Genomic DNA, 17193 nt, shown 5'->3' on the forward strand with positions numbered 1-17193 from the left:
ATTTAGGAGGTTTTTAGATGTTAAAATCAGTCATTGAAAATGTTCATGCACTGGAAATCTATGATTCACGTGGTAACCCAACAGTTGAGGCTTTTGTAACCTTATCAAACGGTGTTGTTGGTAAAGCTGAAGTTCCATCAGGTGCTTCAACTGGTGAAAACGAAGCCGTTGAATTACGTGATGGTGGCAGCCGTGTTGGCGGCAAGGGTGTATCCAAAGCCGTTGAAAACGTAAATACTGAAATTGCCAAGGCATTAAAAGGTTTGGATCCACACGATCAGGCAAACATTGACCGCGTAATGATTGAATTAGATGGTACCCCTAACAAGGCTAAGCTTGGTGCTAACGCTATCTTGGGTGTATCAATGGCTACTGCAGCTGCTGCAGCAAAAGATAGTCACCAACCTTTATACAGATACCTTGGTGGTACTGATCTTGAAATGCCTCAAACTTTCCACAACGTTATTAACGGTGGTGAGCATGCTGACAACGGTATTGACGTTCAAGAATTCATGATCACTCCAGTTAAAAAGACTTCATTCCGTGATGGTTTTGAAAAGATCGTTAACACTTACCACACTTTGAAGAAGGTTCTTGAAGACATGGGTTACGAAACTGGCCTTGGTGATGAAGGTGGTTTCGCTCCTAACATGAAGAACTCGGAAGAAGCTTTACAAGCTTTACACGACGCTATCGTTAAGGCTGGTTACAAGCCTGGTGAAGATATTGCCATTGCTTGTGACTGTGCTGCTTCTTACTTCTACAACAAAGAAGACGGCAAGTACCACTTCGAAGGTAAAGTATTTAACGATGAAGAATTAGCTCAATACTACGACAAGTTACTTGACGAGTTCCCAGAATTAATTTCAATTGAAGACCCATACGATGAAAATGATGTTGACGGCATGATTAAATTTACTCAAAGCCACAAAGACAGAATTCAAATTGTTTTGGATGACTTCATTTGTACCAACCCTAAGCTTTTGACTAAAGCTATTAAGGAAGGTGCCGGTAACGCTTCATTAATCAAGTTAAACCAAATTGGTACTGTTACTGAAACTTTGGAAACTATCCGTCTTTCACGTAAGAACGGATACAACACCATGATTTCTCACCGTTCAGGTGAAACTGGTGACACATTTATCGCTGACTTTGCCGTTGCTGTTAACGGTGGTCAATTGAAGACTGGTGCCCCAGCTCGTTCAGAACGTGTTGAAAAATACAACCGTTTGCTTGAAATCGAAGAAGAACTTGGCAAAGGTGAGCGTTTAGCTACATTCCCAGACAGTGTTGACAAAGACTAATTTGTTAATAAAAAAGCCTGCAATATTGCAGGCTTTTTTAGTGTCAAAATTTTTAAAAATGTGTTTTTAGCATAAATTCAAGATTTAAACATCTATGCTATAATTTAAGTAAACATTTAATTTCTAGAACTGCATTATCAGGACTAGATTAGCTACCTTTTTCCTGATATTGCTGCAAAAACTGGTCGTGTTTCTAATATTATTTGGTTTAATTCAACCATATTATTAAAATTTGATGATAAAACATCGGTTTTAGATGGTTGTTAAATTGATGATGATTAGAACCGATTAAGTTTGCCAACGGTGGAATTACTGGTTTTAGATGGTTGTTAAATTGATGATGATTAGAACTTCCCAACGTGGTACTTTTTTCAATGGAGTGTTTTAGATGGTTGTTAAATTGATGATGATTAGAACGCAAGTGGTGGTAGTGGTGTGCTTGGAACAGTTTTAGATGGTTGTTAAATTGATGATGATTAGAACATATCCTTAGACTGATTTTCATAAGTTTTAGTTTTAGATGGTTGTTAAATTGATGATGATTAGAACCCAACGTAATTAAAGGCTCTACCATTGCCAGTTTTAGATGGTTGTTAAATTGATGATGATTAGAACGAATGGTTTCATTTTTTTGAAACCTTCTAAGTTTTAGATGGTTGTTAAATTGATGATGATTAGAACAAATTCAAAACCAGCTTAATTCCAAAGCTTGTTTTAGATGGTTGTTAAATTGATGATGTTTAGAACTGAGTCTACCAGTGATAAACCTAGCGACTAGTTTTAGATAGTTGTTATGCAAAAGCAAAAAGTTATATTAAAGTCACAATAAAGGGCTTGCTTTTAAAGCAGGCCTTTTTGTTCCACCTATTTAGCTACCATTTAGAAAAGACAACAAATACTAGTCTTTTTACAATTTATTTTACGATATCTGTTCCTTAAATCTGTTCCTTAAATTCTTCATGCTAAATAACCAATGATTTTTAAACTATGATACAGACAATGTGGCAAGATCTGTAAATTTATTAAAACTAATTATTATTTACTTTCTTGTTGAATTCTCTCTTTGAAACATACTGAATTTTCTTAACATACTGACCTCTATGATCAATTTTGATATATTGTTTAGAAGGGTCGTAACCGCCCACTCTTCTGATCCTATATGGAAGTTTCTTACCAGTCTTGGCATCATAAGCTTGAACGTTAAAATACTTTTGCGTATTCTTTTCTACTTGAGCATAACTTTTAGTTTCGGGAATTGTAAGATTGAAACGATCGAAAATTTCATTATGAATAAAAAAGGGAAAACAAAAGAAAACTGCAATTGCTAACACAAAGACAAAAAATATTTTTCTAAAATTCATGATTACTCCTTATCCAATTTGGTTTTATAGATTTAGCAGATTAGCTAAAATAACTGCTTAATTTAAATTCTAAGTGTATTAATACACTGGTATACCTTTATTATACACTTTTCATAATTTTTTACGAGTACAGCAACAATATCTATTTTATTTGCTAGCAAAAGTCAATTATTTATGCTACTTTAAGTGCAGTATTTAAAACTAAGGAAGTAGTAATATGTCTGAAAAATTTAAGGGTCTAAGCCAAGCCGAAGCAGATAAACTTCTTCAAAAAAATGGTTTAAATGAAGTTCCTGAACCTCAATTTAACTTTTTCAAAGAATTTTTATCTAAGTTATGGAATTTATCGGCCTGGATTTTAGAAGCTGCCCTCCTTTTGGAATGCATTTTAGGTAAGTGGATTCAATCATTGTTTGTGCTTTTAATGTTGCTTTTTGCCGCATGGAACGGTGCTTCTAAGAAAAAGCAGTCACGCAAAGTATTAAACAATATTTCCCATAAGCTGACACCTTCTATTTCTGTCCAAAGAGACGGCAAGTGGCAAAATATTGATTCCAAATATTTAGTCCCAGGTGATTTAATCAGCATGCAGGCTGGTGATGTCCTAGCAGCAGATGTGAAATTACTTGAAGGTCAGATTTCTACTGACGAAAGTTCGATTACTGGCGAGGCCAAGACAGTTCGTAAAAATCCGCAGGATACAGCTTATGCAGGTACAACTGTGACTGAAGGAAACGGACTTGCTCAAGTCACAGCCACAGGAGCAAATTCGCGTTCTGGTAAAACAATTAACCTGATTAATAATTCAGCTGCTCCGGGACACCTACAACAATTATTAACCAAAATCATTTATTATCTATGTATTTTAGATGGTATTTTGACACTAGTAATCGTTGTGGCATCCTTTTTCAAAGGTGGCGACCTCAACAATTTAATTAATATGTTGCCATTTTTAGCTATGATGTTCATAGCTTCCATCCCTGTTGCTATGCCCTCAACTTTTGCACTCTCAAATTCCTTTGAGGCTACCCGTCTAAGTAAGGAAGGCGTCTTAACATCAGATCTGACCGGTATTCAGGACGCAGCTAATCTTAATCTGATTTTGCTAGATAAAACCGGAACAATCACACAAAATAAAACAGCTGTTGGTCAATGGACAAATTTTAGTTCATTAGATAATAACCAAGCCCTAGAATTTGCGACTGCTGCCACAGACCAAAGAAATAAAAAAATTATTGATACGGCGATTGATGACTATGTAACTGGTTTAGGACTTGAAGTGAAGACAGGTACTGACTTTACGCCATTTACTTCCAGTACTGGTTATTCAATGGCTAATTATAACGGGCACAATATCAAGCTGGGATCTTTTAAGCAGCTCTCGCTCATTGATCAGAATGCTAATGAAATAGCTAAAGACGTTGATTTTAGTGCGGGACGCTCAGTTGCTGTACTGATTGACGATAAATTAGCCGGGGTCTTTATTTTGCAGGATATGGTGCGTCCCGATTCTAAAAAATCTCTTGGTGAGCTTAAAAAGCGTGGCGTCAAACCAATTATGCTCACAGGTGACAACCAAAAGACTGCTGAAGCCGTAGCTAAGCAAGTCGATTTACAAGGCGATGTCATATCAATTCATGATTTTAATGATGAAACTGATACCAGTAAATTAGCGGGTATTGCGGATGTTTTACCAGAAGATAAGTTAAAGATGGTTAAGTTTTTCCAGAAAAAAGGCTATATCGTCGGCATGACCGGTGACGGTGTTAACGACTCCCCCGCTTTGAAACAAGCTGAAGTCGGAATTGCTGTTTCCAACGCTGCTGACGTTGCCAAACGTTCAGGCAAGATGGTTCTTCTAAATGATGGTTTATCTTCAATTGTTAAAATTCTTGACGCTGGTCACAGGGTCTATCAAAGAATGACAACCTGGTCGTTAACTAAATTGGCGAGAACTGCGCAATTAACTATGCTTTTGACCTTTGGTTATCTTTTCTTTAACTATATCCCTATGGCGTTAAATGCAATGGTTATTTATACAATTATGAATAATATGGTCACAATGATGATTGGTACGGATAGGACTCACATTACCTATAAGCCTGAAAATTGGAATATGGCCCGCTTAGCCAAAATTGCTTTTTCACTTGCTTTCGGATGGACGGCCATCGGCATCTTTGCTATTGCATATCTTAATACTCACGGTTATAGTCACGGTACAGTGTCAACCATGGTCTACGTCTACCTTGTCTTAAGTGCTATGTTTATTATCTTAATCACCAGAACTAAGCGCTACTTTTGGCAGGATTACCCGTCAAAGGCTGTTGGTCTAACTCAGTTAGGTGATGTAATTTTAACAGTAATATTAGCTTTATTTGGCATAGCAATGACTAAAATTACATGGACGAATCTATTACTAACGTTCGCTGCTGCTTTGATTGCCGCTATCATTATTGACCTCTTTTATCAGCCGATAATGAAAAACCGCTAGTTTATTAGTTTAATAACGCAAAAGAAAAACCTGATCTTGGACTTTCTCCAAAATCAGGTTTTTTAAGGTATACCGATGAGTTCCTGAATTTTCCATCACATCGGTAAAAAGGTTTTGTATATGCTATTTGGTATAATAATTTAGAATAGGAAAAAATAGTTAAATTAATCAGGAAAATTAATTTTGGTAAGATGCGAGTCAACAGCAAAAATAAATTTTACTTTACCAATGACCCTCATATCCCCCCTTTCGCTGGTTGTACGTTTATAACAAATGTTGCATAAACATGTAGCAAGGGCTACATTATTTATGCTTTAAATTACATTCGTTATGTTTATCTTAATACATAAAATAACTAATGTAAACTATTTAGTTTTATTTTTTTACTATGAAATCAGTAAAATTTACTGATTTTAAATGTGTTAAATAACGAAATTATTTCTTTAATTCGTACACGTATGAAGTTTCGTCTGGACGATAAACTCCGTGTAACAGACCCACTTTAGTAAATCCCATTTTTGCAATCAGATGTTGCATTGCTTGGTTATCTTCATGAGTATCAATTCTAATCGAATCTATATCAGCACGATTGTCTTTAATATCATTAATAACAGCCCGCAATAACTCAGTAGCGTAGCCTTTACCAGAATGCTGTGAGTGAATTGCCACACGATGGATAACTACATATTTATCAGTGTCGCATAGCCATTCACCATCTAAATGATCATAAATATGATCCGGTCCGTCAACAATTGCAATTGCTCCAACAGTTTCTTTATCTTCAGATACGGCTAAAAACGCCCAGCCATTTTCGATATCTTCTTTAATTTGTCCTTTTGACGGATATTCACCTTGCCACTGGTTAACACCGTGCTCAGCTAATTGATTAGCACCGTCTTTCAAAATAGCGATAATTTGGTCAAAATCGGCCATAGTTGCTTTTCTTAATTGCAAATTACTCTATTCTCCTTTTTTTGAAATACTGTACCATTATATATACTTGACCCCCAGCTTGTAAAAAATTTGCACTTCAAAAAAGAAAAAATTTTCATTTTTCAGTAAACGCTATCAAAAGAGTGTATAGACAGATTAACCCTATTTCAACTAATTTTTACTCAATAAAAAAAGCCTTGCTCTCACAAGACTTTTAACTCAAAAAACTAAAAATAGATCTTCGTTAGGCTTTTAAAAATCACTAAACAATTGATCAATTTCTTGATATTCACTTGGTGACAATTTAACTGACATGGCTTTTGCATTGCTTCTGACCTGATCAGCATTGCGCGCACCTGGAATCACGACACTAATTGCTGGATTAGCCATATACCATGCCAAAACAGTCTGGGTAACCGTTGCCTCGTGCTTGGTTGCTATCTCACGAATACCCGCAATACCCTTGATTGCTCTGTCATACCGGTCTTCGTTAAAATCACCCAGCAGTTTTCCGCCGTCAGTGCTGTTAAACTTGTTCCAGTCATCAGCGCCGTATTTACCAGTTAACAGACCTGAAGCTAAAGGGAAAAATGGTACAAATGAAATATTTTGCTCATGTAAATATTCCAATTCCTCCTTAACAGGAGCGCGACGCACCAAACTATAATGATCCTCAACGATATCAACTTTCCCATTTTTATTTGCTTCTTTAATTTGACTCAAAGAAAAGTTAGAAACACCAATAGCTCGAATTTTACCAGCTTTGCGAATTTCATCTAAAGTTTCAATTGCTTCATCTTTTGGTGTATTCTCATCTGGATAATGTAAGTAAAAAATATCAATATAGTCTGTTTTCAACCGTAAAAGTGCCTCATCAACGGCTTTTTTAATGAAAGCGGCACTATTATTAGGTGCCATATTTTGTGACTTATCTTGGGCAGCCTTAGTAGCAATAATTACTTTTGAGCGATCGTAATTTTGCAAGACATCCCCAATGATCTCTTCGGATCTGCCGAGCCCATAGACATAAGCAGTATCAAAAAAGTTGATGCCCTGCTTAAGAGCCCCGCGCAGTAAATCATATCCGTCTTCTTCATTTAAATTTTTAAATAAGTTATGTCCCCCAACTTTATTTGTTCCTAAACCCAACTTAGTTGTGTAAACATCACTTTTGCCAATTCTTATTTTATCCATATCTATTCACTCCCAAAAAGCTATCATAGCTAACAGCTTATAAACTAGCGTTGTTTTTCTAAACTAATAATGCACTATAGGGCAAGGTAACAAACTTATTAGTATACTTTTTCAGTAAATAAATTATTTAGGTTAAGCCAATTTATATTTTCACTTAGCCACTACCTATCAACTACAAAGTATGGTAACCTTTTTCAACAGAAATTACTAAATTTAGCAAGCGCTTACAGCAATGACAAAATTATACTTTAAGTAAATCTTATATCCTCCTCTTAAAAAAACGCTTTTATTACTACCGTAGTTGTATTCTAACGATTATTACAGCCAACAGTCAAGTAAGTATTCTTTTCTTATTAAAAATAGCGATTTTGTTAGTTGGACTGAGGCTAATAAAAAATTGTCAATTTAGCTACCAAAAAAGTTCCCAGAGATTGACCCTCAGGGAACTTTTTAATTGCATGTTATTCACTTAAGCACCGTGGTATTTAACTAATGAGTAAACATCAAGTCCCGGTAATTTTTCTTTTCCTTTTAGATCAGGTAATTCAATATAAAAAGCAGACCCAACTAATTCTCCACCTAAATTTTCAATTAGTTGCTTACATGCTCTCAGAGTTCCTGCTGTAGCAAGTAAATCATCACAAACTACCACACGTTGACCTGGTTTGATTGCATCTTTATGTATTTCCAAACTATTAGAACCATATTCCAAATCATAAGAAGCACGTTCCACTTCTCTAGGTAACTTATGTGGTTTCCTAGCAGGTACAAAACCAATACCCAATTCGGTAGCTACGGGACAGCCAACTATAAAACCACGGGCCTCGGGACCTACAATGACATCAGCATTTTTGCTTTTAACATATTCTGCTAATTCATGAGTAGCTGCTTGAAACAATTTGCCATCCTGTAAAATAGGAGTGATGTCACGAAAAATGATCCCCTTATTAGGGAAATCCTTAACACTTGCAATATGTTTCTCAAAATCGTTTGCCATAAGAAGAAAAAACCTCCAAAACTTAACTTTCTTGCTAAAGCTTATCCGACCCTAATATTCTAACAGATTTCAGGATTAAAAGCACTAATAATGTAAAAAATTAATGTTGCTTTAATTGCTCATTCACGTACATTAGCAATTTTTTACTAGGCATATTTCTTAATTCACGAATGAAGGCAATTTGTGACCTAGTAGCAAGATAATACCGTGAAGCCGTTAACTTACTTTTAGCAGGGTGTTTAACAGCATAGATTTTATTATCTGCTATTTTAATAAAGTGCAGCTCAGAAAATACACGTAAAATAAATAGAATATGATCATAACTCTGCTGTAGAAAAGGTCCAACCAAGCGATAATCATCAATCGATAAACCAGGATGAGTATATACGTAGCGCAATAATTTTTCAAAATCTGACTTCACAGGCATTTGCGTCACCGGTAATTGATCCAGAATAAACCGTAAGTAAAGCTGAGCATAATTATTAGTCAAGGCTGCATCTAATTCACTTTGATTATGGGGAACGTCAAGAAAGACAGCTACCTCGCCTTCACTATCGTAATCATTAATCAGCGTAATTTTTGCGGGATCAATATCATATTTTGTAGAAGCAGAGATCTTATTTTTTTCGTCAAATAAAAGATACCTATCCGCAAAACCCATTACATATTTTTCAGTTCGTAAATCAATAACTGGTGCAGGAATAGCTAATTTAGGGGCTGCAAAAACAATACCTTTAATTATACCTTGCACTTTAGTTTGATTACGAAAACAATTTTCTTGTAAGCCAATAAAAAGCTGATCAATGTATGGTAACAGGACCCTGGTTAAGTATTTTTTATTGAAACCTACCACATTTAATTTTTTATTGCTTTTACTAACAGTTAGTTTGATATGGTTCTTATCTGCACCCATGTAAAAGCAGCCAGTAATGTCAGGATGCTTAATGCTAAACACCGGCTCCACATTATCTGTGCCAAAAGGACCCGCCAATTTAATTTCCGCAATAGTCTTTAGATCAAGATTAGCAAACGGTAATTCAAAATCGTAATCTCTGATATTCTGGTTGTATGAACCATTAAAATTATTCTCAAAGGCTTTTCTTAAGGAAGGAATTTTTTCTTCAGTCATTGATAATCCGCAAGCAAAATCATGCCCACCGAATTTCAAAAATAGTTTGTCTTTTAAGGGATTTAGCGCATTAAAAATATTATAACCGACAACGGATCTTCCAGACCCCTTGATAATTCCAGCTTCATTTTTAGTTAAAACTAAGGTAGGTTTATGAGTTTTCTCAACCAGCTTATTTGCTACTAAACCCAAGACGCCTTCATGAAAATCAGGTTGATAAATTACCAGAGTTTGACTTCTGTCCCAGCCATTATTTTTAACTTGCTCAAGACATTCCTGAAAAACAGTTGCAGTCAGTTTTTTGCGTTCATCGTTTAATTTTTCAACTTTAGCAGCTATCTCCTCGGCTTTTTCATCAGTATCACATAATAGTAATTCCACTGCCAGAGAAGCATTGGCAAGTCTGCCCACAGCATTTAATCTTGGTGCAATATTAAAGCCAACATCAGTTTCGTCAATATGTCCTAATTGTAAAACTGCTTTTTTTATTAAAGCTCTTAGTCCCGGTCGCTCAGTTTCATTAAGCATTTTAAGGCCACGTTTTACTATTACATGACCTTCTCCTGACACCTTGACCATATCACCAATTGTGCCAATCATTGCTAATTCCAATAATTCAGGCATTGGCTCCTGCATTAACGCCCGACAAATAGTGTAGGCAACACCTGCCCCACAATAATCATCAAACGGATATTTTTGTCCGGGATAATTGCAGTGTACCAAAGCGTAACAGTCAGGAACTTGCTCTTGAAATTTATGGTGATCTGTAATTATTGTATCTACACCTTTACTTTTGGCAAAAGCAATCTCGTTAACCCCAGTAATCCCGTTATCTACAGTAATAATCAGTTTAGTCCCATCTGCTACAATTTTTTTGTAGGATTCAAGATTTGGACCATAGCCATCTTTAAAACGATCGGGAATGAAAAAATGTACGTCGGCACCTAAAATGCCCAGTGTTTCCACCATAATAGTGGTGGCAGTAATACCATCAGCATCGTAATCACCATAGACCGTTATTTTTTCTCCTGCATCAATTGCTTGATTAATTCTGTTAACTGCCTTTTTCATGTCATGCATTAGAAAAGGATCAGCCAAATCAGCTTCAGTGGCATTAAACCAATAATCTATTTTTTCCGCAGTATTTATTCTGCGCAAAGAAAGCAGCTTAGCCGTTATTGGGCTAAGCTGATACTTCTCAATTATAGCAGGAGCTAATTCATCACCTTTACGTTTGCGCCATTCAATCATTAATTTAATTCAGCCTTTTATCATTACTTATCTTTATTTTAATTTAAATCGTCATCATTCATTTTTAAGACAGCCATAAAAGCATCTTGGGGAATTTCTACATGACCCACTGCTTTCATCCGTTTTTTACCCCGCTTTTGTTTTTCAAGCAGCTTTGCCCTTCTATCAGGATCTCCTGTATGAATTTTCCAAGTAACATCCTTGCGGTATGGCTTAACAGTGGCACGAGAAATAATTTTTGCTCCAATTGCCCCTTGAATATCAACTTCAAAGTTCTGTCTAGGAATTAACTTCTTAAGCATTGAGGTCATTTGTCGCGCTCTATTTTGAGCTTCATCACGGTGAGCAATGAAACTAAGAGCGTCGACCACTTGTTTATTCAACAGTATATCAATTTTAACTAAATCAGTTGCCCGATAACCCGTAATTTCATAATCAAGTGAGGCATAACCTTTAGTGGAAGATTTTAAATCATCAAAAAAATCATAAATAATTTCGGCTAGCGGCATATTGTAAATTACGTTAACCCGATATTTGTCTAAATAGTCCATTGTCACAAACTCGCCCCGTTTGCGTTGACATAATTCCATCACAGGACCAACAAAATCATTCGGAACCATTACTTCTGCTTTAACAAAAGGTTCCTGCACTTCCTTATATTCACCTGCAGACGGTAAATCAGAAGGATTATCAATCACTTTGGTTGTGCCGTCATTCATAGTCGCATGATAATCAACAGAAGGGGCAGTCATAATCAAGTCTAAGTCAAATTCCTGTTCAAGTCTTTCCTGCACCACATCCATGTGGAGTAAACCTAAAAAGCCGCACCTAAAGCCAAAGCCTAAAGCAGTTGAAGTTTCAGGTTCAAATTCTAAAGCTGCATCATTGAGCTGCAATTTTTGTAAAGCTTCCTTAAGGTCATCATATTTTCCATTGTCTACGGGATACATACCTGAATAAACCATTGGTGGTATCTGACGATAACCGGGAAGTGGTTCCGCGGTCGGATGTTCTGCGGCAGTGATAGTATCACCAACACGAGTTTCACGAACGGACTTGATGTTAGCCGTTAGGTAACCAACATCCCCAGCAATTAGAATATCTTTTTTAACCGGATGTGGACTGGAAACTCCAACTTCAGTAACTTCATATTCCTTACCGGTATTCATGATTTTTATTTTATCGCCGGGTTTAACCGTACCTTCTTCAATCCGCACAGATAAAACAACACCGCGATAGTCATCATATTTTGAATCAAAAATCAACGCTTTTAACGGTGCTTGGAGATCTCCACTAGGAGCTGGTATATCTTTAACTATGCGTTCAAGCAACTCCTTAATTCCCTGCCCGGTTTTACCGGAAACTTCAACAGCGTCGGAAGCATCTAACCCCAACATTTCTGTGATTTCCTCTTTAGCCTGCTCCGGATTAGCTGAAGGCAGATCAATTTTATTTATAACAGGCAAAATTTCTAAGTCATCATCAATTGCTAAGTATGTATTTGCCAAAGTTTGGGCTTGCACACCTTGCGAAGCATCTACAACTAACAATGCACCTTCACAAGCTGCTAAGGAACGGGAAACCTCATAAGAAAAATCCACGTGTCCTGGTGTATCAATTAGATGAAAAATGTAGTCTTCGCCATCTTGCGCATGATATTTAATTTCTACTGAGTTCATCTTGATGGTGATGCCGCGTTGGCGTTCCAGCGGCATATCGTCTAACATCTGATTTTTTAATTGGCGTTCAGATACCGTATCGGTCAACTCTAAAATTCGATCGGCAATCGTAGACTTACCATGATCAATATGAGCAACAATGGAAAAATTGCGAATACGCTTCTGATAGTTTTGTAATTTTGTTATGTCCATAAATAATTTGCACCCTTTACTCTATCTTTATTATTATAACAAAGTAACTGAAACAGTTAAAAGCAATTAAGTAAAAAGTAAGGGTAGCCTAAACTATTTGATTAATTAGATTTGTTTTTTTTATTTAAACTAATTCTTTTATCAAACTTATTTTTAATTTTCTGAGACAAATTATGCGCTATCATAAAAACCGTGATAGGACTATCAACAATATTGTTAATTATTTCTGCACTACTTTCTTCATCAATTGCCGATGTACCTTCGTCTAATAGCAAAAATTGGTTTTCATGAATTTGAGATCTGGCTAGAACTATTTTTTGCCTTTGCCCCCCAGACACATTTAAATTGTTTAAGTTAATAATTGTTTCTTCTTTTTCAGCAAATTTGCTAAGATCATAATTAAAACAAGTATTTTTAATTACTCGTTTTAGATTTTCTTCTAGATCTTTATTAAACATTGTTATATTATCCTTGATACTAACTGGAAACAAAACAGGTGATTGAGGAATGTAGCCTAAATTTAAGTTTTGCGAATTAAGTTTGTTTTTATTCTGATCAAAAAAATCAACTACACCAGTTGTAGGTTTCAATTCACCTAAAAGCAATTTAAAAAGAGTAGTCTTACCACTACCAGAATCACCCATTAATAGAACTTTTTCATGGGGTTTAATAGTGATATCTGGAAAAGTTAATTTTTGACCGTTAGGAAAAATATAACTTAAATTGTGAGTTTCTAAACATATAGGCTGCATACCTTCAGGTGGACTAGTCACCGGTACGCGCTCTTTTGCAACTTTCTGATTTAATTGACCAGCAGAAGATATCTGTCCAACCTCATTTGTAAGGCTTTGCAATGCTTCTAACAAATTTGCACTAAAATTTTCGACGGTGATAATCACACCAAAAGGAATTATTTTACGAGTAATTAACAAAGCAGTTCCAACAAGTAGTACAAAATTTAACAAAACTGAACTTGCCTTATTCACAACAGATAAAAATTGCGCAGTTTTTGTTCGATTAACATTTGCTTTTTCTAGTTTCTTTGAAGCTCCTGTCATTACAGTTGAAAGTTTTTTTCCAGCCATAAAATTTTGCAATTCAGCTAAGCCATCTAACCAATTTTCTGCGGTATTTAAATATGACGCGTTAGCCAAAGATAAATTTTGCACAGCTTTGCGTAAGGGCTTTCGTAATAGACGGGGAAGCAATAAATTTAGGCTGCCTAAAAATAGTACTATTATTAAAAGGCTCCAATGAAATGACCAAAGTGCCAAAATAACAAAAAGAATTTGCGCAGCATAATAGGGAATATCGGTATAAATGCTCAAAGAAGAAGACTTAATTATATTAAGGTCATTCGTTAGTATATTTTGGACCTTATTTGGACTATGATGGACGTAATCGTTGAAAAAATGGGCAACAATTTCCGCTCTTACTTGATGATTATATTGTTGAATTTGCTTTTCAATTAAGTATTGACAAAAATTCATACCCAAATAACTTGTAAAATATAAAAATAATACGATTAGACAAAACAAAAGAAACTCATTTATCATTCTTTTGCGAATGAAAGAAAAGATATACGTATTGATATAACTTGTACCAATAACTAAGCCAGAAGTAATAAATTCTAGTAGTAAAATGACTATCATTCTAATTTTATTAGTCGCATATAATCCCTTAAAAGTCATGCTTGACCTCACCTCGATTTGTATCAATATTTATCACTCTGTCAAACAATTTTTTAGTATCTTTATTAAGATTATGTGCAATGACAATGATAGTTTGGTTACTATTCAAAAGATTACTAATTATTTTGTTTGTTGCATTTTCATCAATGGCACTAGGATTCATCGGCCAAGATTATAGGCTTGTTTTGAATCTCATTACGCGCCAATACAATCTTTTGTCTTTGGCCTCCCGAAAGGTTGTCTTTGTCAACATCAACTATTGTTTCCAGACCAGCTGAAAAACCAGCTACATCCGACTCGAGTTGAACTGATTTTACATATTTTTCAACAACCTTATTCAATTTACTATTGAACATGGTAATATTCTCTTTGATCGATACTGGAAATAAGAAATTGTCTTGTGCTAGATAACTTATCTGACTGCGGTCAACTTTAACCTTATTACCCTTTTTATCACAAAAATATATTTGTCCACTGGTAGGCTTTAATTCTGCCAAAAGCAGTTTGAATAAAGTTGATTTACCAGAACCACTTCTACCCTGCAATAGAATCTTCTCGCCCTTCTTGATAGTCATGTCAGGATAGGAAATTTCTCTATTATTTGGATATTTATACTTTAAACTTCTAGTTTTTATTACAGAAAAATTTGCTTCATTTGAATATGTGCTTGGAATTTCTCTTTGCTGTTCATTTAGTTGTTGATTGATATTCTTGGTTGATTGCATTCTTGTTAATGCAGTAGTGATAGTCAAAGCTGAATTAAAGATACTAGATGCAAAAGTTCCTGCAGCAATAATAGTACCGAAAGAAACAATTTTAGCAAAAAATAAAATTGTTGCTAGAAATGTCACAGCTACTTGAGAAAAAGAATTTGCGCACCCATTAATAAATTGAGCCAGTCCCATGACTTTTTGCCTGTCAACATAAGATTGCTCCAAATCTGTCCCCTTTTTTGTCAAATAATGACTAAAGGCATCAAATGCCAGGTACCTTCTTAATTCTGCCAGACCGTTAAACCACTGAAAAATGGTATTTAAATATTTTTTATTTTGTTCAGAAATTTTTTTGGTTGCTTTCGTTAGAGCTTTATGCGTTAGTTTGGGCACTAATAAAGTGCTAACAACTAGAGTAATCACTAAAACAGCTATCGACCAATGAAACATGACTAAAGCAATTGTCGAAGTAATCATTACAAAAAGGGAACTAAGTATACGCAAAACTTGATTAGCATATTGATCTGTTAATAGCTGCAAATTATTATTTAAATTATTTATCATTGCTGCTGTAGACACAGATTTACCATGGTAATAGTGCTTAACGAGATTTTCTCTGATCAAGCCAATATATTGTTGCAGTTGTCTACTATAAAGCCACGTTGCCACAGAATTAATTATAAAGGCAACTAATCCTGTAATTAGACTAACCAAAATAAAGTACAAAAATTGAAAGAAATGACTTTTACTCAGGCTATTATAAGCGAACTTAATAACGTATGAGCTGAAGGCAGTTCCACAACCATAGATTACGATTAAAGATACTATTATAATTGAATTTAAAATATTCGTTTTTATTAAGTTGCTTAATTTCATTGTTATTGCCTACAATATTAACATATTATTAAATATTTATTACATTATAGCGCGTAAAATATTAAATTCAATTATATATTTGAAAAATAAAAGAGTCTGGGAAAAAAGTGCTCTTTGAAGTTAAATTAAAAAATTTTACAATTAAAAAGACCGACAAATCAACGTTTTATTGACGTGATTTGCCAGCCTTTTTAGTTAGGTTAGAGTTTTTTCCCAGACTCTTCTTATTACTGTAATTTTTCTTTTAATCTTTCAAAAAAGCCTTTTTCCTGAGGGGTAATTGAGCCTCCTCCAGCTTTAACAAATTCAACTAAAGCCTGCTTTTGTTTTTCGTTAATTGATTTTGGTATTTGTACCTGAACAGTAGTAATTTGATCGCCATTACCACTGCCGCGCAAATAAGGAACACCTTGGCCATGCAAAGTAAATTCTTTATTTGGCTGAGTACCAGCAGGAATTTTTAACTTTTTATTCCCATGAACAGTTTTGACATTTATTTCATCGCCTAATGTTGCCTGGGCAAATGAAATTGGCACTGTGGTATAAATAGTCGTTCCTTTACGTTCGAATTCTTTTGAAGGCTTAATGCGGTAGCTGATATAAAGATCGCCATAAGGACCACCATTTTTACCAGCTTCGCCTTGGCCATCATAACGTAACTGCTGACCGTTATCAATTCCGGCGGGAATATTAACTTCAATGGTATTTTTACCATCAATTACTCCATTACCATGACAGGTTTGACAAGGATGTTCAATAATTACACCTCGACCATGACACTTATCACATACAGTTTGGCGCCGAATTACACCTAGCATAGACTTCTGCGTAACAGTCATATAGCCACTACCATTACACTTATCGCAAGTTATTGGGTGTGTGCCTTTTTCTGCCCCATTCCCTTTGCAAGTTGGGCAAGTTTCACTGCGAGTGTAAGAAACCTGCGTCTTTTTGCCGGTAATAGCATCCATGAAATCAATTGTCAGAGTATAGTCTAAATCTTCACCACGTGTTGGTGCTGTTGGATTAGCACGACGCTGGTTAGCTCCTGTTGCACCACCGAAGAAATCATTAAAAATATCACCAAAGTCGCCGAAGCCGCCAAAATCACCATATCCTTGGCCCGCACCACCAAAGCCGCCTTGACCATTGACTCCTGCAGAACCAAATTGATCATATTGGGCTTTCTTTTGTTTATCGTGTAAGACTTCGTAGGCTTCATTAACCTCTTTATATTTTTCTTCCGCACCCGGTTCGTGATTTAAGTCGGGGTGATATTTTTTGGCAAGTTTACGATAAGCAGAGGTAATTTCTTTATCACTGGCATTACGATCAACACCAAGCACGCTATAGTAATCTTCTTGTGCCATCTATAAGCTCCT

Annotated in this window: 11 protein-coding genes and 1 CRISPR repeat array; of the genes, 2 read left to right on the forward strand and 9 right to left on the reverse strand. The window is 35.5% G+C overall.

The features are described from left to right. Nucleotides 1-17 precede the first annotated feature (17 nt). A complete protein-coding gene (eno, locus tag DLD54_RS05010; protein ID WP_109918459.1) occupies nt 18-1304 on the forward strand; it encodes a phosphopyruvate hydratase in 1287 nt (428 codons plus the stop codon). A gap of 249 nt (nt 1305-1553) precedes the next feature. Continuing rightward, nucleotides 1554-2051: direct repeats of the CRISPR family, unit length 36 nt; unit sequence GTTTTAGATGGTTGTTAAATTGATGATGATTAGAAC. A 281-nt stretch (nt 2052-2332) separates the two neighbouring features. Here eno and DLD54_RS05015 read toward each other — a convergent pair. Further along, nucleotides 2333-2665, reverse strand: coding sequence for a YxeA family protein (locus DLD54_RS05015; RefSeq protein ID WP_109918460.1), 333 nt, complete (start codon nt 2663-2665; stop codon nt 2333-2335). 217 nt (nt 2666-2882) lie between these two features. Between DLD54_RS05015 and DLD54_RS05020 the strand changes: the two genes are divergently transcribed. Next, nucleotides 2883-5156, forward strand: coding sequence for an HAD-IC family P-type ATPase (locus DLD54_RS05020; RefSeq protein ID WP_109918461.1), 2274 nt, complete (start codon nt 2883-2885; stop codon nt 5154-5156). 435 nt (nt 5157-5591) lie between these two features. Here DLD54_RS05020 and DLD54_RS05025 read toward each other — a convergent pair whose 3' ends face one another. From DLD54_RS05025 to dnaJ, 8 genes are all read right to left on the reverse strand, one after another. Beyond that, nucleotides 5592-6110, reverse strand: a complete 519-nt coding sequence (locus DLD54_RS05025; protein ID WP_109918462.1) for a GNAT family N-acetyltransferase — start codon at nt 6108-6110, stop codon at nt 5592-5594. Between the two features lie 231 nt (nt 6111-6341). Continuing rightward, a complete protein-coding gene (locus DLD54_RS05030; RefSeq protein ID WP_109918463.1) occupies nt 6342-7283 on the reverse strand; it encodes an aldo/keto reductase in 942 nt (313 codons plus the stop codon). A gap of 469 nt (nt 7284-7752) precedes the next feature. Then, nucleotides 7753-8280, reverse strand: a complete 528-nt coding sequence (locus tag DLD54_RS05035; RefSeq protein ID WP_038522915.1) for an adenine phosphoribosyltransferase — start codon at nt 8278-8280, stop codon at nt 7753-7755. A gap of 100 nt (nt 8281-8380) precedes the next feature. Beyond that, nucleotides 8381-10657, reverse strand: a complete 2277-nt coding sequence (recJ, locus tag DLD54_RS05040) for a single-stranded-DNA-specific exonuclease RecJ (RefSeq protein WP_109919012.1) — start codon at nt 10655-10657, stop codon at nt 8381-8383. Nucleotides 10658-10698: 41 nt separating this feature from the next. Beyond that, a complete protein-coding gene (gene lepA / locus DLD54_RS05045) occupies nt 10699-12531 on the reverse strand; it encodes a translation elongation factor 4 (RefSeq protein ID WP_109918464.1) in 1833 nt (610 codons plus the stop codon). A gap of 101 nt (nt 12532-12632) precedes the next feature. Then, complete coding sequence (locus DLD54_RS05050) at nt 12633-14222, reverse strand: ATP-binding cassette domain-containing protein (RefSeq protein WP_109918465.1); 1590 nt, start codon at nt 14220-14222, stop codon at nt 12633-12635. Between the two features lie 152 nt (nt 14223-14374). Beyond that, nucleotides 14375-15811, reverse strand: coding sequence for an ATP-binding cassette domain-containing protein (locus tag DLD54_RS05055; RefSeq protein ID WP_109918466.1), 1437 nt, complete (start codon nt 15809-15811; stop codon nt 14375-14377). A 227-nt stretch (nt 15812-16038) separates the two neighbouring features. Further along, a complete protein-coding gene (gene dnaJ / locus DLD54_RS05060) occupies nt 16039-17181 on the reverse strand; it encodes a molecular chaperone DnaJ (protein ID WP_109918467.1) in 1143 nt (380 codons plus the stop codon). Between the last annotated feature and the right edge of the window lie 12 nt (nt 17182-17193).

The sequence above is a fragment of the Lactobacillus helsingborgensis genome (genome assembly GCF_003173695.1).
Lineage (GTDB): Bacteria > Bacillota > Bacilli > Lactobacillales > Lactobacillaceae > Lactobacillus > Lactobacillus helsingborgensis.

Bases quoted from the DNA above. Each gene is read 5' to 3' on its own strand.
- DLD54_RS05030 (WP_109918463.1), bottom strand. From the start codon at position 7,283: ATGGATAAAATAAGAATTGGCAAAAGTGATGTTTACACAACTAAGTTG.
- DLD54_RS05055 (WP_109918466.1), bottom strand. From the start codon at position 15,811: ATGAAATTAAGCAACTTAATAAAAACGAATATTTTAAATTCAATTATA.
- DLD54_RS05035 (WP_038522915.1), bottom strand. From the start codon at position 8,280: ATGGCAAACGATTTTGAGAAACATATTGCAAGTGTTAAGGATTTCCCT.
- DLD54_RS05020 (WP_109918461.1), top strand. From the start codon at position 2,883: ATGTCTGAAAAATTTAAGGGTCTAAGCCAAGCCGAAGCAGATAAACTT.
- DLD54_RS05015 (WP_109918460.1), bottom strand. From the start codon at position 2,665: ATGAATTTTAGAAAAATATTTTTTGTCTTTGTGTTAGCAATTGCAGTT.
- DLD54_RS05050 (WP_109918465.1), bottom strand. From the start codon at position 14,222: ATGACTTTTAAGGGATTATATGCGACTAATAAAATTAGAATGATAGTC.
- eno (WP_109918459.1), top strand. From the start codon at position 18: ATGTTAAAATCAGTCATTGAAAATGTTCATGCACTGGAAATCTATGAT.
- dnaJ (WP_109918467.1), bottom strand. From the start codon at position 17,181: ATGGCACAAGAAGATTACTATAGCGTGCTTGGTGTTGATCGTAATGCC.
- lepA (WP_109918464.1), bottom strand. From the start codon at position 12,531: ATGGACATAACAAAATTACAAAACTATCAGAAGCGTATTCGCAATTTT.